Origin of the sequence: Carboxylicivirga agarovorans, assembly GCF_050589845.1 — a bacterium.
Classification (GTDB): Bacteria; Bacteroidota; Bacteroidia; order Bacteroidales; family Marinilabiliaceae; genus Carboxylicivirga; species Carboxylicivirga agarovorans.
The window spans coordinates 181,936-205,561 of sequence record NZ_JBNGPA010000006.1 but is presented as its reverse complement, the minus strand read 5'-3'; the positions used below and the strand labels follow the sequence as shown (position 1 = coordinate 205,561).

At 40.4% G+C, this 23,626-nt stretch carries 24 protein-coding genes; 6 read left to right on the top strand and 18 right to left on the bottom strand.

Annotated elements, in window-relative coordinates:
• Positions 1–79: 79 nt before the first annotated feature.
• Positions 80–2,086, bottom strand: a complete 2,007-nt coding sequence (locus ACRD69_RS09225; protein WP_430814786.1) for an adenylate/guanylate cyclase domain-containing protein — start codon at positions 2,084–2,086, stop codon at positions 80–82.
• A gap of 439 nt (positions 2,087–2,525) precedes the next feature.
• Here ACRD69_RS09225 and ACRD69_RS09220 point away from each other — a divergent pair, with 439 nt between their 5' ends.
• Positions 2,526–2,873: a 4a-hydroxytetrahydrobiopterin dehydratase gene (locus ACRD69_RS09220; protein ID WP_430814785.1), complete on the top strand. Its 348-nt coding sequence runs from the start codon at positions 2,526–2,528 to the stop codon at positions 2,871–2,873.
• A 55-nt stretch (positions 2,874–2,928) separates the two neighbouring features.
• On the opposite strand, the gene ACRD69_RS09215 is transcribed toward ACRD69_RS09220, so the two are convergent.
• A complete protein-coding gene (locus ACRD69_RS09215) occupies positions 2,929–4,572 on the bottom strand; it encodes an ATP-binding protein (protein ID WP_430814784.1) in 1,644 nt (547 codons plus the stop codon).
• Between the two features lie 244 nt (positions 4,573–4,816).
• A complete protein-coding gene (locus ACRD69_RS09210; RefSeq protein ID WP_430814783.1) occupies positions 4,817–5,332 on the bottom strand; it encodes a hypothetical protein in 516 nt (171 codons plus the stop codon).
• Between the two features lie 212 nt (positions 5,333–5,544).
• On the opposite strand from ACRD69_RS09210, the gene ACRD69_RS09205 reads away from it, so the two are divergent.
• Complete coding sequence (locus ACRD69_RS09205; protein ID WP_430814782.1) at positions 5,545–6,333, top strand: alpha/beta hydrolase; 789 nt, start codon at positions 5,545–5,547, stop codon at positions 6,331–6,333.
• A 29-nt stretch (positions 6,334–6,362) separates the two neighbouring features.
• Here ACRD69_RS09205 and ACRD69_RS09200 read toward each other — a convergent pair whose 3' ends face one another.
• The 3 genes from ACRD69_RS09200 to ACRD69_RS09190 all read right to left on the bottom strand — a co-directional run bounded on the left by ACRD69_RS09200 (position 6,363) and on the right by ACRD69_RS09190 (position 9,192).
• Positions 6,363–7,352 (bottom strand): quinone oxidoreductase family protein, encoded by a 990-nt coding sequence (locus tag ACRD69_RS09200; RefSeq protein WP_430814781.1) that lies wholly within the window; start codon positions 7,350–7,352, stop codon positions 6,363–6,365.
• A 73-nt stretch (positions 7,353–7,425) separates the two neighbouring features.
• Positions 7,426–8,241: an SDR family NAD(P)-dependent oxidoreductase gene (locus ACRD69_RS09195; protein WP_430814780.1), complete on the bottom strand. Its 816-nt coding sequence runs from the start codon at positions 8,239–8,241 to the stop codon at positions 7,426–7,428.
• An 87-nt stretch (positions 8,242–8,328) separates the two neighbouring features.
• Positions 8,329–9,192 carry a helix-turn-helix domain-containing protein gene (locus tag ACRD69_RS09190; protein ID WP_430814779.1) on the bottom strand — a complete coding sequence of 288 codons (864 nt, stop codon included), beginning with the start codon at positions 9,190–9,192 and terminating at the stop codon, positions 8,329–8,331.
• Between the two features lie 283 nt (positions 9,193–9,475).
• On the opposite strand from ACRD69_RS09190, the gene ACRD69_RS09185 reads away from it, so the two are divergent.
• Positions 9,476–10,072 carry a hypothetical protein gene (locus tag ACRD69_RS09185; protein WP_430814778.1) on the top strand — a complete coding sequence of 199 codons (597 nt, stop codon included), beginning with the start codon at positions 9,476–9,478 and terminating at the stop codon, positions 10,070–10,072.
• Between the two features lie 244 nt (positions 10,073–10,316).
• Here the strand turns inward: ACRD69_RS09185 and ACRD69_RS09180 are convergent, their stop codons facing one another.
• From ACRD69_RS09180 to ACRD69_RS09135, 10 genes are all read right to left on the bottom strand, one after another.
• Positions 10,317–10,907 (bottom strand): short chain dehydrogenase, encoded by a 591-nt coding sequence (locus tag ACRD69_RS09180; protein WP_430814777.1) that lies wholly within the window; start codon positions 10,905–10,907, stop codon positions 10,317–10,319.
• Between the two features lie 3 nt (positions 10,908–10,910).
• A complete protein-coding gene (gene dmpI / locus ACRD69_RS09175) occupies positions 10,911–11,111 on the bottom strand; it encodes a 4-oxalocrotonate tautomerase DmpI (RefSeq protein ID WP_430814776.1) in 201 nt (66 codons plus the stop codon).
• A 115-nt stretch (positions 11,112–11,226) separates the two neighbouring features.
• Complete coding sequence (locus tag ACRD69_RS09170) at positions 11,227–12,147, bottom strand: AraC family transcriptional regulator (RefSeq protein ID WP_430814775.1); 921 nt, start codon at positions 12,145–12,147, stop codon at positions 11,227–11,229.
• Between the two features lie 172 nt (positions 12,148–12,319).
• The gene (locus ACRD69_RS09165; protein WP_430814774.1) at positions 12,320–13,738 is read right to left on the bottom strand and encodes an ankyrin repeat domain-containing protein; all 1,419 of its coding nucleotides are present in this window, start codon (positions 13,736–13,738) and stop codon (positions 12,320–12,322) included.
• Positions 13,739–13,785: 47 nt separating this feature from the next.
• Positions 13,786–14,520 (bottom strand): SDR family NAD(P)-dependent oxidoreductase, encoded by a 735-nt coding sequence (locus ACRD69_RS09160; RefSeq protein ID WP_430814773.1) that lies wholly within the window; start codon positions 14,518–14,520, stop codon positions 13,786–13,788.
• Positions 14,521–14,666: 146 nt separating this feature from the next.
• Positions 14,667–15,095, bottom strand: coding sequence for a MarR family winged helix-turn-helix transcriptional regulator (locus tag ACRD69_RS09155; protein WP_430814772.1), 429 nt, complete (start codon positions 15,093–15,095; stop codon positions 14,667–14,669).
• 21 nt (positions 15,096–15,116) lie between these two features.
• Positions 15,117–15,407 carry an oxidoreductase gene (locus ACRD69_RS09150; RefSeq protein WP_430814771.1) on the bottom strand — a complete coding sequence of 97 codons (291 nt, stop codon included), beginning with the start codon at positions 15,405–15,407 and terminating at the stop codon, positions 15,117–15,119.
• Entirely contained in the window at positions 15,404–15,817 is a 414-nt protein-coding gene (locus ACRD69_RS09145) for a nuclear transport factor 2 family protein (RefSeq protein WP_430814770.1), read from the bottom strand. Before ACRD69_RS09145 ends, ACRD69_RS09150 begins: the two co-directional genes overlap by 4 nt.
• A 106-nt stretch (positions 15,818–15,923) precedes the next feature.
• The gene (locus ACRD69_RS09140; protein WP_430814769.1) at positions 15,924–16,865 is read right to left on the bottom strand and encodes an NAD(P)H-dependent oxidoreductase; all 942 of its coding nucleotides are present in this window, start codon (positions 16,863–16,865) and stop codon (positions 15,924–15,926) included.
• Between the two features lie 131 nt (positions 16,866–16,996).
• On the bottom strand, positions 16,997–17,911 hold the full coding sequence (locus tag ACRD69_RS09135) for a helix-turn-helix domain-containing protein (protein WP_430814768.1): 915 nt from the start codon (positions 17,909–17,911) through the stop codon (positions 16,997–16,999).
• 143 nt (positions 17,912–18,054) lie between these two features.
• Here ACRD69_RS09135 and ACRD69_RS09130 point away from each other — a divergent pair, with 143 nt between their 5' ends.
• Positions 18,055–18,690: a flavodoxin family protein gene (locus ACRD69_RS09130; RefSeq protein ID WP_430814767.1), complete on the top strand. Its 636-nt coding sequence runs from the start codon at positions 18,055–18,057 to the stop codon at positions 18,688–18,690.
• A 206-nt stretch (positions 18,691–18,896) separates the two neighbouring features.
• Here the strand turns inward: ACRD69_RS09130 and ACRD69_RS09125 are convergent, their stop codons facing one another.
• Both ACRD69_RS09125 and ACRD69_RS09120 read right to left on the bottom strand, forming a co-directional pair.
• Positions 18,897–19,370 carry a NanQ anomerase/TabA/YiaL family protein gene (locus ACRD69_RS09125; RefSeq protein ID WP_430814766.1) on the bottom strand — a complete coding sequence of 158 codons (474 nt, stop codon included), beginning with the start codon at positions 19,368–19,370 and terminating at the stop codon, positions 18,897–18,899.
• A gap of 292 nt (positions 19,371–19,662) precedes the next feature.
• Positions 19,663–21,159 (bottom strand): glutamine synthetase family protein, encoded by a 1,497-nt coding sequence (locus ACRD69_RS09120; RefSeq protein WP_430814765.1) that lies wholly within the window; start codon positions 21,157–21,159, stop codon positions 19,663–19,665.
• Between the two features lie 286 nt (positions 21,160–21,445).
• Here ACRD69_RS09120 and ACRD69_RS09115 point away from each other — a divergent pair, with 286 nt between their 5' ends.
• Entirely contained in the window at positions 21,446–22,072 is a 627-nt protein-coding gene (locus tag ACRD69_RS09115) for a hypothetical protein (protein ID WP_430814764.1), read from the top strand.
• Positions 22,073–22,436: 364 nt separating this feature from the next.
• The gene (locus ACRD69_RS09110) at positions 22,437–23,606 is read left to right on the top strand and encodes an adenylate kinase (protein ID WP_430814763.1); all 1,170 of its coding nucleotides are present in this window, start codon (positions 22,437–22,439) and stop codon (positions 23,604–23,606) included.
• Positions 23,607–23,626 lie beyond the last annotated feature (20 nt).

Sequence of the window (23,626 nt, the reverse complement as noted above, 5' to 3'; positions counted from 1 at the left end):
CTTAAGTGGGCGAATACAGAGCACACAGCCCTTACTTTCATTGCATTTCAGGCTTTGCTTGCTGTTCATAGGTTCAGACTTATTCTCCTAATCGCTTTTGTATGGCTTTAAATCCATCAATTTTTCGTAATGCTGTACTGTCTTTAATGAGTGTTGTAATAAACGAAAGATAAGGATCTACCGTATCAGCAGCTTTATGAGCCAGCTCAAGCGCATACTTATTTTTCCCTAAAGCTGCAGCTACGATTGCCAGGTTAGAAGGAGGCAGATATTGCTTACGATGTATGCTGTCCATCTCCTCAAAGATCTGAACGGCTTTATCATGTTGGTCTAACGCAAGATAAGCAAGAGCAGATAAGTGAAGTACCCATGCATGTTGTCTGGATATTTTCAAGGCTATTTCGCATTGTTCGATTGTTTTTTCAGGTGAACCAGACCATAAGTAGCAATAACCTAAACAATAGCGTACAATTAAAGAATCAGGATCCAGTTTAAGGGCGTTTTCAGCATGATTAATGGCTTCAATAAATTGATCGTTGGTAGCCAGCATCAAAGCGTAACAGCTTTGCGCGTATGAGGATAAAGGGTCGTTTTTTATGGCTAAGCTGAATTGTTCGTAACCCTCTTTGAATTTTTCTTCAGAAAGTATAAGGCAAAACATACTATACCAGGCACGCGCCTGCACATGATTAGGGTTGATGTTTAAAGCATTTACGAACTCGCTCTTCGCTTTTTCAAAATTACGGTCATGTAATAAGGCGATCACGGCTGTTGTATTGTGTGTTTCGCTGAGACCCTGGCCGTATTCAACAGCTAGCCTGCCGGCAGGGATAGCCTCCTTCCAACATTCATCGGGAGACAAGTATCCGTGAAAACTGAGCATAACATAGACATCGGCCAGGCCTGAGTAGGCCAAAGCATAATGTGGGTCTGTTTTTATCGCTTCTTTAAAGCACTTTAAAGCGTCAAACAATGATGTTCCACGTTTGTAAAACAGTGATCGACCCTTGTAATATAATTGATAAGCTTTTACATTTTTTGTTTGCTGTCTGATAATAGGATTTGGATGAACGCCTTCAAGAGTCAGTTTTAACTGTTCCGCAATTTCATGCGATATTTCATCCTGGATCTTAAATATATCATCCAGCTCCCTGTCATATTTATTGGACCATAAATGAAAACCTGTAGAGGCTTCAATTAACTGTGCAGTGATCCGGATTCTGTTCCCTGATTTACGCACGCTACCTTCCAGAATCTTACTAACACCTAATGTGTTTCCGACCGACCGTAAATCCTCGTTTATTCCTTTGAAGCAAAACGAAGATGTTCTTCCTACTACTGTCAGATCAGGAAATTGCACAATGGTATTGATGATTTCTTCTGATATTCCTTCGCAAAAATAGTCTTGTTCGGGATCACTACTCATGTTGACAAAAGGTAAGACCGCAATTGAAAGATCCGGTATTTTCTCTGCAATAGTATCACTGATATCATTAGCAGAATCGATTCTATTCATTGATTTTGCTACTTGCTGTTCATCTCTACTTTTTATCCGTCCCGCTATATCCTTTGGCTCCGGCACTGTTAAACCGTCATTGCTTAAGGCATAAACCATTACGGGGCGATTAACATTCTTTAATTCAACCTCCCCTAAAAAGCGGGTTTTAAATAGTCGGTTGTTATGTATGGTCTGAAATACACTCGAAGAAAATAAAACACTGCCTGCCTGACCCAATGATTCGATACGGGATGCAATATTGACGCCTTCTCCATAAATATTACCATCTTTAAAAAGGATCTCACCAATGTGGATACCAATTCGAAGTGGAACAATAATGTTTGACCGTAAGGTTTCCTGGATCTTTAAGGCACACTTCAGGGCAAAAGTGGTACTTGGGTATATGGATAAACTGCCATCGCCATAAAACTGTATAAGCTCACCTTCAAACTCAGTAACTAATTGTTTAATGACTTTTTCATGATGTGTTACTTTCTTTATTGTCATGCTTTCGTCCCTTCCCATCATGGTAGTGTATCCTACTATATCTGTAAACATAATGGCCGATAACTTTCGAATCGCTTTCAAGAGACATTGTTTTAGAAGGTTTAAACCTGTTAGCGTCAGGGGTGTCAGTTTTATTACTGATAGTTGACCGTGAATGAATTGTCGTGCTTAGTTAGTAGTTGTGGTACTGTCATTGTTAACCTGAAGGGATAACATGAGCCCATACTCACATATACTGCAACTTTCGTACTAATTCGAAAACATCAGTCTATGCTAATTTAACTAAGATGTTCGACAATATCCACTGGCTTCCTGGAGCTTGTGTTTCAATGTTACAGATCAACTTGTTGAAAATCAGATAAACTATGGTTGTCATCAGGTAGTAGGCGCCTTTCCAACTTCTGATACATACCTCTTGACAAATACGCCATATCTTATTTTCTTAGGTATGCCTGCTTAATGCCAGTGATCTGTTAAGCGATTGTTTCTATTCAGTATATAAACTCTAATCTTATTTAAGATGAGCCAGTTGTCCAATATGAAATGTGAAGCATGCAGCATAAATGCCCATAGGCTTTCCGCTGATGAAATTGATTCACTGATGCCTGATGTTCAAGGCTGGGAATTGATCGTTGACCATGATATTAAGAAACTGAAGCGGGTGTTTTATACAGATAATTTTATTGAATCCATGTCGTTTACTAATGCCATAGCTGAATTAGCCGAAGAAGTAAATCACCATCCGCAGATTATTGTTGAATACTCATCTGTTACCATTGTTTGGTGGACCCATAAAATTAAAGGTCTGCATAAAAATGATTTTATTATGGCCTATCGATCGGCAGTATTATTTGAGAAAGGATTTTAGTCTTGTGAAAATAAGGTGTCAGGGAGCTGTTTACAAGAATTTGTCCACCGGTACATTACACATTGAAATCAGGTGCTTGAGGTATTTTAACATTAAATACTGTTCCGGCCTCAGGTGTGGAGTGCAAGGTGATCTCTCCTCCTAAAAGATCGATATAGCCTTTGGTGATCGATAGTCCAAGCCCCGATCCTTCATATTCGCGTGAGTAGGACGTATCGGCCTGTACAAACTGCTCGAATATCTTGGCCTGTTTTGATTTAGCAATACCAATGCCGGTATCCTCGATTTTAAACTCGGCCATATCATTCAATACCTTGTAGCTAACCGAAACACAACCCTGGGTAGTAAACTTAATGGCATTTTTAATCAGGTTGGTTAAAATGGAATTTAACTTATATTCATCGGTATAAAAGGCTGTGGAAGAGTGATTATCCATGGGCTTAAGAATTAAATCTATGCCTTTCTTAGCGGCCTCCTGGAGAAAGAAATTCTTATACTCCTGCATTAACAGGTCAATATCAACCAGTGAATACTGAACTGTTTCCTGTTCTGCATCAAGTTTTGATATATCAATAATATTGTTGATTGTGTCCAGCATCCGGTTACCACTTTGCTCAATGATATCAACAAATAGCTTATGCTCCTCGCTTGAATAACCTCCTGTTTTTAGTAATTCAGTAAATCCGATTATGCCGTGCATCGGCGTCCTGATCTCATGACTCATATTAGCCAGAAAGGCAGTTTTCATGCGGTCGCTTTCCTCAGCTTTGTTTTTCTGATTTTCAAGCTCCTTCATTACCTCGGCATTTACCTCCAGTTGCATTTGAAGGTCTCGCGTCTTACTGTTGATCCTGGCTCTTAATATGCGATTGATAATGATCTGGAATACAAAAAGCAGAAGCATTAAACCTGTCCCGAAAACGATGTATTTCAAGTACCTGTTCCAATGATTGTCTCTTGCTGTATACGGTGTTATCCAACGGTCATATATTTCCTGGTAGGTTCCATTGGCCAGAATCACTTCTAAACCGTTGTTTAGCATGGCTGCTAATTCAGGGCTATCTTTAGAAACCATAAAGCCAAGTTGGCGCTCCAATATTTGTTGATCAAGCGCCCGTATATGGTTATTTTCCTTTAGGTTGGCAAAGTACATAAAGCCAACTCTTTGGGCAAAAACACAAGTCATGGCTTCATTTTCCAATGTGTCGGCCAGATCCTGATAGCTGTTTATAAAAATGAGCTCAGCTGTTGGATTAATGGATTTGACATAGTGTATTAATACATCGTTTTTATACATAGCCACCAAAGGAGACTTTAAAGACCGGAACTTTTCAAGTGTAAATTGTTTTTGGTGCTCGCTGTTGTACAAAAAACAATGTGATGTATTGATTGCTGAGCGTGTATAGATAAAACGGCTGTCGGCTCTGTTGTTGTAATGAATGCCGGCAATGGCATCTATCTTACCGTTATTCAGATCCACGTTGATCTTTTGCCAATCACCTGACTTGATCGTAAAATCGGCATTGTACAGTTCATTAATGGCTTCAACAATTTCAACGTTAAAACCAACCAGTTCCCCTTCCTCATTTACAAAGTTGTAAGGTGGATAATTGTTACTCAGAAACACCTTGTATTGAGAAGCAAGCGGACTGTGACACAGAAGAACAAGCAGTAAAACAATTAGATAACTACAACGCATTTAATAAGTGATTTCAACGCAAATGTATTGTTTTTATTTAATATATATCAATCTTTTCCTTTGTATGAAGAGTCATTGGGTCACTACCTGATGCTTGATCTTTAGTAATAAAACAGGGATGAAATTTACTTTCGTATTCACATGCTTTTGCTGAACCGGGTTGACGGCCTTTTTTGATGAGTACTTAAGATTAAAAAAGGCGCAGTGTTTCTCACTGCGCCTTAACTGTTATTAGTCTTATTCTTTATATTCGTTTCATCATGTTCTCAACTTCTCTGATCTGGGCTGTCAACATCTTTTGCTTATCCAGTTTCTTGGCCTCCATTAAATGGATTTTAGCCAGTTTTTTATTTCTCTTAGATAAATAGAATCCTGCCAGGTTAAGCTTTGCCATCGCCTGATCACTTTTCAGGCGAAGTCCTGTTGACAAGGCTTTTTTCAGACTTTTTTCAGCCAAAGCAGGTTGATGGGTTTGTGCCTGAGCTAAACCCAAAAGATAGTAATGGTATGCTTCCTGGGCTTTTAGCATATGCTCAGGATGTTTTACTTTGGAAAGAATAGCCTCAGCCTTTGCAAAATTGTTTCTTCTGATGAAAAAGAACGCAAGCAGGTTCGTTTCATTTTTAAACTGAAACAATACAAGCAGCAAACCTGCAAAGACAGCCAGTACACCCCAGCCTGAATATCCGTAAATAAAAAGAAAAACTGATGACGCTATTATAAGTATGGCTAGTATTAATCGAATGTATTTTCCTATCATGGCACGTTTTTAAATGATTCAGGACACAAAACAATGCAATTTACGCAATAAAACAAGGATTTTGGAGCATTGATTTTTTGTAATGTTTTTATAGTATTGGTTGACAATAAACTACAATTATTCTTTAATTCTTATATTTAAATATTGTTTTTGCCGAATTACCTTGTAATGATAGTGTCAATTAATGAATTTTAACTCTAAATCAAATCTTAATGAAAACCCTCCCTTTATTACTATTCATGATCTTGTTAACATCTGTGGTAAGTGGACAGGAGATCAATATTGGCTTTAAGGATTCAATAGAATCAAAAGTGCTGAACGAAAACAGAAAGTTTATTGTCAAGCTTCCAAGGGATTATAACGCTTCTGAACGATCATACCCGGTTCTTTACAGGCTTGATGGAGATATGGATGTGTACACAGAAACAGTGGGAACGATCAATCGTCTGGTGCACATGGATGAGCTGATACCGGACATGATCATTGTGATGATCGGGAATACGAACCGTAACCGTGATATGATGCCTGTAAATACAAGTTACTTCACATCTGATCCCGGGGCCGATAATTTTATAGCCTTTATTGAAAGTGAATTAATTCCGCATATCAACAACTCCTATCGCACAACAAGTGAGAAGCTCCTATGCGGCCAGTCAATAAGTGCCATATTCACCTTTTATTATTTCCTGACTCATACCGACTCATTTAATTCATACATTGCTTGCAGTGGCGGTTTTCCTGACTGTGAGGACTATTTCATTGACCTGACAGATCAGTTTTTAGAAACAGAACAAGTGAAGCCAACATGTTTGTACATGACCCAGGGGCTGAAAGATTTTCTGGACCCTGACGGGGTCATTAAGAAGCAACTGTATGATTTTACCCAACGCATCGAATCAAAAGAAAACATAGTGTGTAAAATGAAAAGCTATGAAGATGAGGGGCATGTTCCTTTTCAAAGCCTGTATGATGCTTTGAGATTTATCTATTCTGAAAATTAGGGATTGCCTGCCCATAACTGATTGTTGTGTTATTCAGTAATTAACAACAGTTTGCCACGCACCAGGCCCTTCTGTAATTTCTCATGTGCAGCACGGGCCTCTTTTAGTGGCATGGTTTCAAATACCGGTTTTATTTTGCCTTCATCCAGCCATTGGTATAGCTCTTTTAAGCCCTTATCTACTGAAGCATAATTGTTGAAGAATGTGGCATATAATTCGGAAAATGAAACGGTTGGTGCTTTGCTGAAATTAGTCATTAACTCCTGCATCAGGTTGAATTCGCCCATGCCTGCCAGAAAGCCGAATACCACCACATGACCGAGAGGAGCCAATAATTCCAGGTCGTTTTTAATACTGTTGCCTGCAACTGGATTAAAGACATAGTTGATGGCATTTTCACCAACAGCTTCTATTAACTTTTTCTTCCAGTTTTCATCGGATGTGTTAAAGGCATGGTCGGCACCCATTGACATGGCGTTCTTAACCTTTTCATCGCGACGCTCAAGGGCAATAATCCTGATCTCAAGTAATTTGGCTATTTGTATCAGTGCGGTTCCAACGCCACCCGATGCAGCATAGATCAGGGCTGTTTTACCACGTTCAACCCGGGCTACATTTTTAAGCATGTGATAAGCTGTAAAATAGTTGACAGGTAATACCGCAGCTTCTTGTAAGTTGGCCTCTTTGCTTAAAACCACCAGTTTACCGGCATCAACCAGGGCATATTCGGCATAGGCCGAAGAACCGATAACTCCCAGGAATGCAACTTTATCGCCCTTGTTAAGATGCGTACCGTTGGCATCTTTAATAATACCGGTGCCCTCCACGCCGGGAATAAAAGGAAGTTCAGGCATCATTCCCGGAGGCATGCTACCTTCGCGTAAAATGGTGTCAATAAAGTTCACAGGAGCTGCATGTATCTTTACAAGTACTTGTCCCTGTGCAGGAACAGGCAACTGTACTTCTTTATATTCCAATACTTCAGTACCACCGTTTTTAGTAATTTGAATGGCTTTCATAATTATAGTCTTTTTGTTTTACTTCAATGTTTTACCCTTAACCCTGTCTTTGATCTTATGCCAGTAGGGATGCTTAATTCCATGGTAATTGCTTTCCAAACTGGATCAATTGACCTGATAGAGCAGTTGATCGGTTACCGGTCAATGCAATAATGTGGCCGGCAGCTTCATAGGGCGACTGGGCCTCGTTCATGTTGTCAAAGAATGGGCGTGAGGCATCGGTATCTACCAGGCCGGGACATACTGAAAAGATGCTTTTATTGGAATCCTCTTCTTTAGCGGCAATTTTAACTAAAGCTACCTGTCCGATTTTTGAAGGTATATTAATCCATTCAGGCCAGCCTTTGTCTGCCTCTCTGCCCGATTCTACATCATGCACATAATTCATCATTGTTGTATTAATATCTTCCAAAGAGCTGTTTTCGATATCGAATAGTTTGTGCAGGTTTGAGTTGAGATGGATTAAAGAGCCAAAGGCACTGGCCACTACGATTAACTGGCCGTTCTCATTCATTAATGGTTGAAAATGTTTCAACATATAATAAGTCCCCATATTATTGGTGTCAATAAAGTTCTTCACCTGCTCTTTATAAGGCCTGTCGGGTGAAATGCGGGCCGCTGCATTATGAATGACCAGATCGATGCCTCCGTGTTGTTTAAAGATGGTATTTTTTACTGCTATAATGCTTTCCTCTTTGCTGATGTCAATATATATGACCCTTATGTCTGCTTTGATCGTTTCGATTGATTCGAGGGCTTTTTTGCCTGCTTCAGTGCGTCGTACACCCATGTAGATAATGTCATTCTTTTGGTATATTTCATTTAATCGTTGAACCAATCCGAGTCCTAAACCCTGATTGGCACCTGTTACTATTGCTACTTTGCTCATTATTATCGGTTTTAAAAAGTGACAATACAAAAGTAGCTCGCCGCAAGGGTGAAGTGATAATACTAAAAAAGGAAGAAATGGTAATAATTAGCGATTCAGGCGAAAAGCTTTAGGTGTTTGTTGTGTGTGCTTTTTAAAGAACTTACCAAAATACGATGGTTCAGAAAAGTGGAGGCGAAAGCTTATTTCTGCAACGTCAAAGCCTGTGTAAAGCAACATGTTTTTGGCTTCCATTAATGTGCGGTGGGCAATATGTTCTTTGGCGGTTTTCCCGGTGTGTGCCTTAATGCGGTTATTGAGGTAATTGGCTGTCATATTTAATTGTTCCGCATAAAACTCAACCGATTTTTCGACAATAAAATGGTTGTTAACCAATCGCTTAAAGTTGTTGACAAGCTGGTATTCGGCAGGTATGGCCTGCTCTATGGTGCGGTGTTTTTGCTGCAGTAGCCTGGCTTTCTCCAAAAGGGCAAGAAGCAATGCCTTTGCTACATCTGTGTGTTCCTTTTCAGCATCAATGGCTTTAAACAGTCCTGTAAAAGCTTCCTTCTCCTTTTGATTAAGCTGAAAGAGGTTGTTTTCACTGCTTCTGAAATATGAAAAATCAGATATGACATCGTTGGAGAAGGGCAGTATAAACTCGGGCTTAAAGAATATCAGAAAACCTTTCATGGAGTCGCCTCGAACAAAACTGAACACATGCTGCGGACTTTGGAAAAACAGGATGTCGTTGAGGTGGGCATGCTTATCCTGGTTGATCTGCATTTCTCCTTCCTGCTGGCTTTCCAGGTAAATAATGGAAAAGAAGTCTCGCCGGTGAGCTGCCACCATTTTGTTCGTTGTCGGATAGGTTTCCTGATGTGTGATAATATCAAAATCATCAGAAAGCGGCTGGTGCTCAAAGCCGGTTAAGCGGTACATATCTTGTATGTTGTAGACGGTTTGGATCATTGTTCAATATTTCCAATAGTACGAATCTAGTAAGATTTTAAATACAATACGTTTTAAACGATTATTTCATGAAGGATTTGTGGCTGTTTTAAACGAATGATATACATTTGCCATACAAGAATAAGATTGGTATAAGCTTCTTTCAATCATGTGATCGTTCCAGCGCTGAAGAAGAAATTGGGAATGATTACGGGAAGCTTTGAGTAAGATATATAAGCTCATACTTCAGACTCTGTTAAGAGGACGAAGTATGGGCTTTTTTTATTAACACAAAACAAGTAATATGAAGATCAGACTAGTATTGGCCGCACTTTTGTGTTCGGTGTTTTTCCTCTCGTGCAGTGAGATGAATGAATTTGCAAAACTGGAGGGAATAACGGTGTTTTCTTACAATGAAGACATCGGTGTAATTGCTTTGGATGGGACTATAAACAGCAAAGCTTTTGATGATTTTAAAAAGGTGGCACAGGCTCATCCTGATGTGAAAACGATACACATTATTAATTGTGATGGTTCCATAAATGATGATGTTAACCTTAGTTTAAGCCGCTATGTATATGAGAATGACTTTAACACAGTATTGAAGGAGGGAGGCATGGTCGCTTCTGGTGGGACGGATTTCTTTCTGGCCGGCAATAAACGAACTTTGGAGAAGAATGTAATGTTAGGTGTTCACTCCTGGTCAGATGGGAAAAAGCATGCTACTGATTTTCCCAGGGGGCATAATAATCATATGCCTTATATAGCATACTACCAGAGTGTTGGAATGAGTAAGCAGGAGGCCGAAGAATTCTATTATTTCACGATCAATGCAGCCGCCCATGATGATATTCACTGGATGACAGAAGAGGAATTGGTGAAATACAAATTTGAACGATAGCTGGACTAATCTCTTTCGTAGCTTATGTATCCGCTACGTGATGGTGCCTGTTTATGACCAGTTACAGTACTGTAAAAGCAGGTGTCGCCAACTAACGACCGTGGTTGTCGCCAGCTGACGACGTGTGATGTCGCTAACTGACGACGTGTGGTGTCGCCAATTAACGACAGGTAGTATCGCTAACTGACGACACAGGTGAATCCTTACAAGTAATACATGGCATAATTTATAAGGATGAGAGGTTTTATACATGGTAGACTTCGCCCGATTTACCTTCTTCGATGGCTTGTTTATAAAGTTTGGCAAATTCAATAGCAGGCACACCTGCTGAAGAATCCATGCCCATTAATTCCATTGTTTCTTTTGCAAAGGAGGGGCTAATGGCGTTGATGGTCATGTTTTTCATTTCCAAAGCGGCACCTCTGACAAATGCTTCCAATCCTGCATTGATCATGCCCAGAGATAATCCGCCTTTGACAGGATGCTGAGCCAGGATACCAGTGGAAACGGCAAAGCTGGCTCCCGGGTTGGCATATTTGCGACCAATCATGACCATGTTGACCTGACCCATTAATTTACTGTTAAGGCCATCGTGGAAATCCGGGATGCTGTGCTCGTCCATGCTTCCCCATTTACCATAGCCGCTGGTTGTGATCAAGGCATCAAAACCACCTATTTTCTTGAACAGCTTCTCAGTGGCAGCTGCGTCTGCCATGTCTAACTGGTGATCACCACTGCTGCGGTTCACGGTTATTACTTCATATTCTGCTTCCAGAAGTTCTTTAACTTTAGAACCGATGACTCCTGTAGAGCCTACTAATACAAGCTTTTTCATCATTTATTTTTTTAATTCCTCTTTTATTTCTGTCACTGTTTTGCCTCCTACACCCAGGTTATCATCGTCATATTCTTCAATGATCACAGTGATAAACTGATCCGGAGCATGGGTAACTTCTTTGGTGATCTCAGTAAACTTTTGGATCAACTCTCTTTTTTGCTCTGTGCTTAAGTGGCCACCTTGAAAATTAACTACTGGCATAGCTGTAAGTGTTAAGTGTTTTTTAATAGTTTTAATGTCAATTGATCATTACAATGCGAAAATACGCCGTGCAGTATTATTCAGATTTCCTATTTCAAAGAAAGGATTACCAGTTTCAAAGACTGGCAGTTTTTCGGTAGGACAGAGGAGTGGCGCCAGTATGTTTTTTAAAAAAAGAGCTGAATTTAACAGGTGAACTGAACTGGAGTTTATAGGCCAGCTCTTTGGCGCTGACATTGGTCTGTGCCAGTTCGGCCTTGGCCAGTTTTAAAATATATGAATGGATGTGAAACAAAGCGGTTTGCCCTGTAATTGATTTTACCACGGCATTTAAATGATTGGGGTGTACATTTAAATAGTGGGCGTAGTATGATGGTGAATGGGGGTTTGCATTGGCTTCCAGTTGCGTTTCGCAGCAGAAACTCATTTTTATTAACTCCTGAAAGCGCGACAGTAGTTTCAGGTCGGCCTTTTGGATTTGCTCACTCACTTTCTTTTCATCGCTTTGTTTATTGAACAGACGCCTGATATTACTTAGTAACTCCAATACATATATTTCGATCAGGCTAAACTTATCCTGGTTCTCACTTCTGAATTCCTGCCTGATTTTGTCGTATATGTGTATAATGTCAGGCAGGTCTTTTGAATTGATCGTAAATGGTTGTGATTCGTCAATTTTCAGAAACGGAAAATCGTCCAGTAGCCGGTCGAAGTAATGCGATGATGAAATAAAATCCTGTGAAAAGATGATGTAATAGCCTGCCCATTCCACTTCAATATCCCAGGAGAGAATCTGGAATGGGGTATTGAAATAAATGGTGACGCCTTCGGGAAAATTGAGGTTATGCCCCGATTTGACTTTACCTTCTCCATGAGTTCTGATAGCAATAAAATAGAACTCGTGCCGAAAGGGCGGCATGCTAGTTCTAATGTTGTGGCTGTTCTCTTCAAACCGGCGAACATCAAAATGAGGATGCTTTGGAGGTTTAATTCCAATGGCACCGCAATAGTCGCTTATGGTTTTGAAGTGTTGCATAAACAAATGGCAAGATATAAAAGAGACTGATTAAAATTAAAATATTTCTTGCAAAGCGTGCAATGTTGGAACTATGCAAAGAACGCCAGGTAGTGAGTGGTGAGATCAGATGCCTTGCGAGCTTTGCGTGAAACAGAATTTTATGATAGTCCCCGGTAATTATTCCACAACCTTATTGCTGCAGGAGTTGAACGATCTCATTGTAATTGAGTTTTTTAGCCAGGTCTAAGGGGGTTAAGCCATCCCAGCCCTTTAGTGAAGTATCAACACCGGCATCGATAAGGATTTTCGCTGTGGCGGTATGGCCATGCCATATGGCATCGTGCAGGGGCGTGTACCCGTTGGTTGGCCCCTGTGCATTCTTGATCTTATCAAAATCGGGATGTTGAACAATGAGTGTCATTATTTCCGGATTACCCATGTAAGCAGCTTTATGTGCAGCAATGGCTTTCATATATTCACCCGCAGCGGTCAGATCAGCACCATTTTCGAGCATCTTTTTGAACAGCATCAAATCATTATCGCGCGCCGCAACCAGTGCGGCTGTGTGTTGAGAGTTACCTGTTTCAACATTGGGAATCCGGAGATCAACATCTTCTGGCAGGTTTTTAGGTGTCATTCGGTCTGCCATAAACTTATTGGCTATCATCTTTTCACGTTGCTCATAATAGTCATTGAATATGTCGACAATTTGCTGGTCAATGGGGTGAAGTGCTGTGTAGCCTTTTGCCACCACCGGAAATTGCTGAGCTGTTCGTCCGAACTGATCTTTAAGGTTAGGATTGATATGTTCAAGGCTTAACAGGTATTTGATCATATCAGGGTTTTGATACCAGGTAGCTACCATCAATGGCGTGAAGCTGTTGCTGGCTGCCTGTAGATTGATGATGGCTTCTGCTCCATTTTCAATAAGCACTTTCATGACTTCAGTATTTCCTCCCTGTGCGGCAAAATGCACAACGCTGGTACCTGTAAGCGCATCGAGTGTGTAAATGTTGGCGCCTTTGTTGATGAGGTCTTTAACCCTTTTAGCATCGCCATTGCCAGCTGCTTTCATAAGTTCAGATAAATGAGTATCCTGGTGATTGAGATCGCGGGCATAGGCCTTGTGTTGCGTGATCTGCAAGATATCTCCCTGGCGCATCAGCTGCACTTCCTGGTGGATCAGCATAGCGATACTCTTATTGTTTTTGTCACGGGCTTTCCATTCCACATCATAGCTGGCATGCCAGCCATCGGTTTCATTACCAGTAACCTGTAAATTGCGGATCGCATGGCTGTTCCATGAGATAATGTCTTCTACATTTTTATACCAGCGCCTGAAATCCTCTTTCGAGCGAACAGGGAAATCAGGGAAATGCATATCAACCGGCTCTGCAATGTGTTTTAAAAAGAAGTCAACTTCTCTTTGGTGATCAAAACCTGCAAACCAACTGTAAAGAAAGGCCTGTACATCGTTAGCACTATATTCCTCAGCAGCCCTCTGGTCGTATTGCGCCGACGACTGTTTTGGTGATTGGGTGCAACTTACCAATATAACAATTGCCAATGTGAGGGTGTTTTTAAGTTTAAATGCCTGTCTATTTGTCATTTCAATACTGTTACATGATACATTTTATACGAAACAATGGATGTACGTTAATAGTTGTGTACTGCAGTTAAGCCACCATCGATCAGGATATCCTGACCGCTTAGGTAACTTGCTTCGGGTGAGGCCAGAAAGTAAACCATGCCGGCTATTTCCTTTGGTGAGCCAAAGCGTTTTAAAGGAACCTCTGCTTTTCGTTTTTGCGCTGTTGCTTCGCCAAGCATCTCTTCATTGAACTGTTCGGTATTGATATAACCGGGACTGACAGCATTAATGTTGATGCTTCTGCCGGCCAGCTCAATAGCTAAGGTTTTAACCAGGTGGCTGATGGCGGCTTTGGTAGAGCCGTATAACGCCGATGAATATAAGCCCCTGTGGTGTGTCCATGAACTGTTGACTATGATCCGGCTATTATCTGGCATTAGTTTCAAAGCCTTTTGGATAAGAAAGAATGTTCCTTTGTAATTGATGTTCACCAATTGGTCGAACTCATGTTCACTGATCTCAGTTAAAGGCTTGAATATCCCTACACCAACATTGGAAAACAGTACATCGATGCGCCCGAACTTCTTTTGTATTTCAGTCATCAAAGCTTCACGGTCAGATGATGATGCGACATCTGATGTGATGGTGTGAATGGCAGGATGCTGTTGTCTCACAGCTTTTAGCTTCTCTTCATTACGTCCTGTAATAATGACCTGATCGCCATTCTCATTAAATCGGATGGCTGTAGCAAGTCCCATGCCGGCAGAGCCTCCTGTTATGAGTATGTTTCGTTGCTCCATACTGTATTTTGTTTGTTATGATAATGCAAATGTACCAGTGCGGCAAGGTTCAGGGATAATACTAATTACTACAATTATGGTAAAAATTAGTGATGTCGGCTTGAATGACCCGTTGGTTCAGAGTCCTGTTATTTAATGATGGTATTTCATTCAAAAGCACAAGTCGCTTTATAGATGCCGGCTGTTAGTTTTACCGCGAATTCTTCACCCAGGACATCGCAATAGTTCTTGTACAGCTGGTTTAAAGCTTTATCGATCAATATTTTTGATTCCTTGCCTTTGTTCGTTGCGTAGATATTGACCTCACGGCCTTTTTGCAAGCGTTCGACCAGGTCCTTTTTTACCAACTTGTCAAAGAAGCGGGTTAAGGTCGATGGTTTCAGGTTCATCCTTCCGCTCAATTCGTTTTGCGTCAAACCCGGGTTGTCAATGACAAGCAACAACAGGTGTGCATATGAAGGTGACAAACCTGTTGTGCGAAAAGCTCCATCAGCCATTTCGTTTATATGCCGGGTTAAGGAATTAGCCGTAAAATAAAGACAGCATTGCTGGTAGTTGCTATTTATATCATTCATTTTTGTGCAGTTTATAAGTGCTTATCCCTGGGGAGCAATACATGCCATCAAAGTGTTCATTGACTTCTGATCTATTAATTCATCCTTATAAATACCAAGCATATTGGTATTGGGTTTTTCGTCTTCTAAACTGTAGGCATATCCGGTTATGATCAGACCGGCTCCGCCTTTGGCCAGATCTTCATAGATCTTAAGTGTTTGCTCGTTTAGGCTACCATCTTCCTCAGCTGCATTCATCCAGGCGGCCGAGCGTATGATTCTGTTTTTCAGCACTAAGGATCTGATAGTGACGTGCTCAAATAGTTGCTTCATGAATCTGTATTTGTGGATTGGTATTTACACTTGAAAACCTCATTGGCGATCTTCCACTCATCATTGATCTTGTTGAGCTTGAACTCGTAGGTTCCAACAACTTCCCATACGCTGAACGGTTCCGATCTGTAATGTGTTGATGTGCCATAGCACGTAACAGTGGCAGTTTTGTCCCCTTTGCTTCTGATCAACAGGTTGCCAATTTGATGGTGTACTGAGTCAAATTGCTCCATTATTGGTCGCCAGGCCTCAATAATTTGGCGGGGAGTCATGGTGTGCTCTTCTTCATTACCTTCAAGCAGGTGTAACATTTTTACTTCAGGTGCAAATACCGATGCCAGGCCTTCCCAATCATGTTCGTCGTTGTACACAAATAGCTTCGTTACTACATCCTTAATTTCTTGTGTCATTTGTCAATAGACTTATTAAATGTTCTTGTATTATTGTAATGCTGTGTTGAATGATATTGATTGCCAGGCATGGTTTCACGCTCTGGCAATTGACCAGGGCAGTGTCTTAGTTGATGGCTTTTACCACGTATTCAAGGATTTTAATACGGCCGTCGCGTGTAATTTCCACTTTCCAGTTTTCTTTCACATTCAGTTGAAGGGGCGAACCGTCGATTTTCTCAGCCTTCAGTTTGACCGACATATCCACATCATAATGCCCGTTATTGGAAAGCACATTGATTGACTCGATGCGATGTTCATTGTTTGGTTTGATGGTTTTCCTGATCTGGGCGTACCACTCTGAAAAGCCTTCGTGACCAATAAACTCGCCTTCGTCGAACTGTAGTCTTGCACCATTAGCAATGTGGTTATTGAAATAGCCGTCATCGGCCAATATATCAAAGTGTTCGAACCATTCTTTGGCAAAGGACCTGATTTTTGTTTCCGGATCTTCATTCTCGAACCTCCCGATTTTGTCAATAATGCGCTGAGCCTGTTTGTCGGCACGTTCTTCAACGGCTTCTTTAGTGTTGTATACACCAGCTATGTAAACCATACCATGTTCGTAAACCGGCCTTAAATAGTTCATTTGTGCCAGATAAGCTGTTTGCTCCATGGGTTTAGTAAAATCTTCGATGGAAAAATGATTATAACCCAGGGGTGAATATGAATCATCCGGACCACCTACAGTAAAGCTCAGGAGGAAATTTTTGCCTTTGAGTTTATCTCCTTCAGGGCCAAAAGCAAAGTTGAAGCAAAATACATCGTCGAACCACTGCTTTAGATTGGCCGGCATGTTATACCACCAAAACGGATACTGGAATATAATCGTGTCAGCCTCCAGTAATGCCGCCTGTTCAGATTCAACATTTATTTTATAGTCGGGGTATAGAGCTGTTATGTTTCTTACTTCCAGGTTACTTACTTTCGTGGTCAATTGTTCGGCTATTCGCTTATTGGCAATGGATTCATCCAGTTTGGGATGTGCTAAAATGACAAGTGTTTTCATAATATCTACCTTCATGGTTGTACATACAAATGAGTGCTCAAGAAAAATCGCATTCATTCTGCATGCAAAACTAGGAGGTCGATCAGCATTCAGGTTTGTAATTTCAAAGCAAGACTATTGAATTTCAAAGATTATGCATTTTTCCGATAGGAGACTGGTGTAAGGCCTGTGTTCTTCTTAAAGAAAGCACCAAAGTTACTTGGTGAGTCGAAATGCAGATTGTATGCTATTTCTTTAACATTGACATTGGTTTGGACAAGTTCTGCTTTGGCAAGCTCTAAAATATGATTGTGTATCAGCCTGAGAGCTGTTATGCCGGTTATTGATTTAACAACGGCATTTAAATGGTTGGGATGGATGTGTAAGATATCTGCGTAATAGGATGGTGAATGAATATTGGAAGATGCGGCGATCTTAGTATCCGGGTAAAAGCTTGTCTTTATTAATTCCTGAAAGTCAGACAGTATTTTTGTGTTAGCTGAATGTATCTGCTCATTGAGCGTTTGTTTGTCAATGTTTTTTAAGAACAATCGTCTTAGTTGGTTGAGTAATTGCAGAATATACACTTCGATAAAGCTGAATTTATCTTCATTCCCGCCCAGGTATTCTTCTTTAATGCGTTCATAGATAAAAAGGATTTCAGGCACATCGGCTTTGTTTATCTCAAAAGGAATGGATTCCTCAATTTTCAGAAAGGGGTAATCATCAAGCAAGCGGTCAAAAAGATGTGATGAAGCTATAAAGTCCTTGGATATCAATATGTAATAGCCCGACCAGTCGGGCATTGTATCCCATGACTGGATTTGGAACGGGGAGTTAAAAAAGACAGTGATGCCTTTGGGGAAGGTGGTATTATGGCCTAAGAGCACTTTTCCACCTCCATCTACTTTAATGCCAATAAAATATAATTCATGGCGAAAAGGCGTCATGACTGATGCCACCTTACCCATGTTCTCTTCAAAACTTTTGATATCGAAATGGGGGTGCCTGGGGGCATCCAGACCAATGGCTTTATAGTATTCAGTTATGGTTTTGAAGTGTTGCATGCCTAAAAATAGGAATTATTGACTGCATTACTGGTGTGGTCATGGTAAAACCAGGTAACGATACTGTGGGTGTGGCTTTCAAATAATTTATTCTCTACTTTTGTGTTTAGTGTACAGTTGCAAATGAACAAACAGAAGAACCAATGAAAGTAGTTGCATTTAACGGAAGTCCAAAGAAAGAAGGTAATACTTACCATGCATTGAAAATCGTATGTGAACAATTACAGGCTCAGGGAATTGAAACAGAAATTATACACCTGGGCAATAAAGGGATAAAGGGTTGTCTGGCATGCGGCAAGTGCCGAGAGAATAAAGATGAGAAGTGCATTATTAAAACAGATGCTGTTAATGAATGGATTCAGCTAATGAAAAATGCCGACGGTATATTGTTTGGCTCGCCGGTGCACTACGCTGCCTTGAGTGCTAATATTAAAGCTTTTCTTGATCGTGCGTTCTATGTGTCGGGCTCAAATGGTAACATGTTCCGTCATAAAGTAGGTGCCAGTATCGCTGCTGTGCGTCGTTCAGGAGGCTTACCAACATTTAACGAGATGAATAATTTCCTGAATTATGCCGAGATGTTTATCCCAACTTCAAACTATTGGAACGTCATACATGGTACCTCTCCTGGAGAGGTATTGCAGGATGAAGAAGGTGTTCAGATAATGCGTGTTTTGGGTAAGAATATGTCTTATCTGCTAAAGCTTATAGACGCAGGTAAAGCCACAGTTGAAGCTCCTGAGCAGGAAGATAAGATATATACTAATTTTATCAGGTAAGATAACCGTGCTTACAGCTACTGTTTATTTTTAACATCACCTCTTACCTGGCAAGGATTGCCGCCTGACTAGCTGATGCTATGGTATTTTTTTATCAAAGGGATACAGGAGTTGATCGTTGAAATATACGCTTGTAAAAAGCAGACTTATAGCTATTATATATAACCCGGAAAAGGATATGCCACTTTCCGGGTTTCCCATTGGAATTAATCAATAGCAATCTTAACTACAATTTTCTGTACAACCGATGGAGCATCAATGCTAATGCAAGGAGCGTGTAAATCATCGGGGTACAAAATGCAGCCCATTCCGGCTGTTAATCGAAAGTTGGAGTAGTCAGCAACTTTACTGAAATGCAGGTCTTTGTCCTGGTCGTAGTTACCTTCTTTAACCATTCTGCTGGTTGGGGCAACTAAGATCTGTTCTACGCCTTTGTGAATGTATTGCAGGTCAATGTATTTTTTATGGCCTTCCATCTTAGCCTCTGAAATAGCCTTTGTTTCATAGGTTTGGAAGATGGCAAAAATGCGTCGGCCATCAATTTCTACTTCGAGAGGATCGTTTATTGATACTTTTTTAAAAATATCATTCAGATTATTGTTTTCGAGATAGTTAAGCGCTTTGTGAAAGTTTGCTGAACTTTGTTTGCTCAAAGTAGCAAGTGTGCCAAATATTGCCATTGTATTATTTTTAAGGTTGCTATCAAAGATAGTGTATTTTGAGGTATTACTCGAATGACCAGGTCATTGAAATGACAGTTTACAAGAATGAGAAACATGTCATTTATAAGAGGAAGCTAAAAAAGTGTGTTTAGAACTGTGTGCACTTTAAATAAATGCATTGACTGTTTTTGTTAGCCCTTAAAAAAAACGCAAGGGCTGGACGATTATATCCCAGCCCTTAACAGGTTTAGTTGTGCAAATACTAAGTAATAACATTGCGAAGCAATGTGGAAAGTATACAGATTTTGGTTTATTGACAGTGTATATACCTTAATACCAACTCGCGAATCTCATCATTTTTGCCATATAGTCGTTCGCTCAGGTCTTTATCTTCAAAAGCTTTTAGTTTTTCAATGCTGTGATTGATAACACGCTCAGAAAAAATACCGTTATTTTCAAAAAGATCACGCTTGCTCTCCAGTCTCTCAGCCGACTCGTAGCATGAGCTTGGTAACTGCTCAAGGCCACCTTCAGGCATCTTATGGAAAATGTTACCATTTACATATAGCTTTTCAGCTCTGTCCAATGCATCAGGCATGTTGATACCGTGTTCGGCTGCTGTAATTAATCCGGCAATGGTTAAATGGATGTTAGCCGAACCATCAGGAGCACGGAACTCAACGGTTTGCTTGCTGTCGGTAGGGGCAGGGGTAATAGTAATACCCGGGTTAGCGTCGAATATCATGTTTTCAACACCACCGGTCCAACCAAGAGGCACACGAACTAATGCAGAGCGGTTACGGTCGCCCCAGCATATGTTAGTTGGTGCTTCCTGGTGAGGTACAAGGCGTAGGTATGAAGTAGGAATGGTATTTCCAAAGGCAGTTAAGGCGTCTGCCATATCCAGTATTCCGGCTATAACTTTTTTAGCTGTGTCGCTAAGGCCGTTATCTCCAAGCATTATATTTTTGCCATCTTTTTCCACAAGCATGTGGAAGTGAAGACCACTACCGGCTTTACCAACAGTGATTTTAGGGGCAAAACTGATTTCCACGTTTAGTTTTTCAGCTAACATGCGTAATACCCATTTGGCTATCAGCATCTGGTCAGCGGCAAACTCAGGATCGGTAGGTAAAAATTCAATTTCATGTTGCTCATAGGCTTCATTACCGGCAGTAAATGTTCCTACCTCGGCATGACCATATTTGATTTGACCACCACATTGGGCAATTAGTTTTAAGGCCTCTTTACGCATGGCTTCAAACTTGGCAAAAGGCTCTGATTCATGATAACCTTTCTGGTCTGAAGCCGGGAAATTACTTGAACGCTCGCTGTTTACGTAATATTCAAGTTCACCTAAAAACTTCATGCTCATGCCTGTTGAAGACATAAAGTGCTGATGAGCTTTTCTTAGTATGTTTTCAGGAGCCGACTCCAGAGCCTGCCCTTTGTGGTCGTAGAACGAACAAAGTATTTCCAGTGAAGGAACTTCAGAAAAAGGATTTAAGAATGCGGTTCTGTAACGTGGTACAACATACAAGTCACTGCTTCCTGCTTCCATAAAAGAAAATAAGCTGGAGCCATCAACACGCTCACCTGCTGATAAAATAGCATCTAAATGCTCAAGGCTTGAAGCAACGAAATTAAGGCTTTTTAAACGGCCATCTTCTGCAACGTATCTGAAATTAAGCATTCTGATCTCGTTGGCTTCCATATATTTGATGATATCCTCTTTTGTAAAGTCAGAAGCTGGCTTCTGCAAAAACTTCACAAGAGGATTGGGATTTAATGTAACTGATAAATTCATGGTTGTTTCATTAATATTTTGACGATTGCAAGATGGGTATAGAAAAATAGTAAATGGATGATGAAAGTCATCAATTGTAAAATATGGATATGTTTTAAAGCATGAAGGTGGGGTTGGAAGTATAAAAAGTGAAAAAAGAAGTCTAAAAAATAGAAAATGATGGGGTAGCGTGAGTAATAGTAGGAAGTGGGTGTTATTTTTTTTATTGAGTATTTATATGGATTCATTGAAAAAGTAGAGCCCTGTGGTGTGATTTTTGTATGTTTACCGTGCAAAACTTAAACATATGCGAATTGGTGTTGTAATAATTGTTATACTGGGATTGACACAGTTGTTGGCAGGGCAGGAGGAACGCAATGTGACCGGCTTAAATACAAATTTCATTGAGAGTGAGATCGCTCTTGAGGAAGATAGCTTGCCGCTTGCTGATTTCAGCATGAATGTTGGACTTAGCGCCTTTTCTGATCTTGAAGGCATGTATGGTTTTAATACCTACCTGGCGCCTCAATGGTCGTTAATGCCGTTTAAAAAGTTCCAGGTGGATGTGTTACCATATATGAGCCGTACCAATTTTTATAATATTCCGGCCTGGGGTCAGGTCGATGCAACCAAACTAACGCTTGACGAAACAATGCTGCAGTTTGGTGTTTACGCACAGGGTACTTACCTGATAAATGAAAAGTGGTATGCAGGTGCTGCTGTTTTTCTAAATGCCAATATGCCCGAAAGTAATAATTCAACGCTTCAGGGCTTTAATAATTATGGTGCTTCAACTTATGTTGGCTACAAGTTTTCAGATAATTTCAGAGCAGAAGTGTCATTTGGAGTAAGCAAATACCCAACATTTACCAATCCGTCAAATGGTTTTATGCCAATGATGCATCCTCGTAATCCATATAATAGATTTCAATAGTTCTTCCGCATTCGTCTTCGTCCCCGCTCCGTGGACGTGCGGCTGCTTGTCCCGCCTCAGGCAGGAGACAGGCCAACGCACTGTCAGAACCATTTTTTTTGAGTGGGGAAGATTAGCGTGTAATAAATTTACAGCAAGTAAAAATATCCAATGACGAAGGCATTAATATCCCTGTAATCCGCTAATCATTGGGGTATGGTTATTATAGAATCTTTTTGGGGGAATTGATCAACTTAACTGGCGGATATTGCTGAAATCCTATAGGATACTCAATCCTTTAGCATTCCGAGGTTTGTCCTTTTCGATTTTAATTGATATATTCAAGTATCTCAATTTTAATCGCGTACATCCTAAAATCTGTGCTATGCTAAACATTGCTCTTTTTGGCCCTCCGGGTGCGGGTAAAGGCACTCAATCTGAATTTCTAATTAAAAAATACAATCTTTTTTACATCTCCACGGGAGATATTTTACGGAAAGAACTGGCAGAAGAAACGAAGCTTGGTCTTGAAGCTAAAAGCATTATTGCGAGAGGAGGTTTGGTTTCTGATGAAATTATCGTGCAGATTATAGAAAAAACAATTAAGAATAACCCTGATGCCAACGGGTTTTTATTTGATGGTTTTCCGCGGACTTTTGTACAGGCATATATACTTGAAGGATTAATGATCAAGCTGAATACTAAGTTGGATCTGCTCATTAGTATTGAAGTGCCTGAGGAAGAATCGGTAAAGCGTTTGTTGCTTCGTGGTGAAACATCGGGACGCCTGGATGATAATGAAGAGGTAATTCGCAATCGTCTTCGTGAATACGATGAAAAGACAAAGCCTGTACTTGATTTTTTTAAGGAAAAGGGTAATTACAAGGCCATTAATGGTGTTCAGAAGATTAAAAAGGTAACCTCTGAAATTAGAAAAGCGGTTAATAAAGAGTTAGAGAAGAAACAATTAAATATAGTTCTATTCGGGTCTCCTGGTTCGGGGCGCGGCTCTTTGGGGCGTGCCATTGCTGAAAAGTATAACCTGGAATTTGTGTCAACCGGTGATATGCTCGATGAGGAAATTTCCAAGGGAAGCGAATTAGGTAAGTTGGTGCAACAGAACTACGAAAATGGTCAGTTGGTGTCTGATGAGATTGTTATTCAGCTCATTGAGCGAAAAATGAAACAATCTAAGAATGCCAAAGGATTTATCTTTAAAGGTTATCCTCGTACATTGGTTCAGTCATACATTTTAGATGGCTTATTGCAAAAGCACGATGCGATCATCAATAAAATAATTGAACTGGATGTGAAAACACTGGAGCTGGTAAGAAGGTTAGATAATAGAAGTAAGACAGAACAGGCCATGCCTTATGATTCAAGCACAGCTAAAATAGTTCAGCGTCTTGAAGATCATACCAATAAAACCATTCCTGTTATTGAGAAGTACAAGGAGATACATAATGTGGCAGTGGTTAATGGCTCTGACAGTTTTGAAGATGTGATGAAGCGTGTGTCAGCTGAAATAGAAAGTAGCTTTAAAGCACTTGATTAAAAAGGTAATTAGTATTGTAT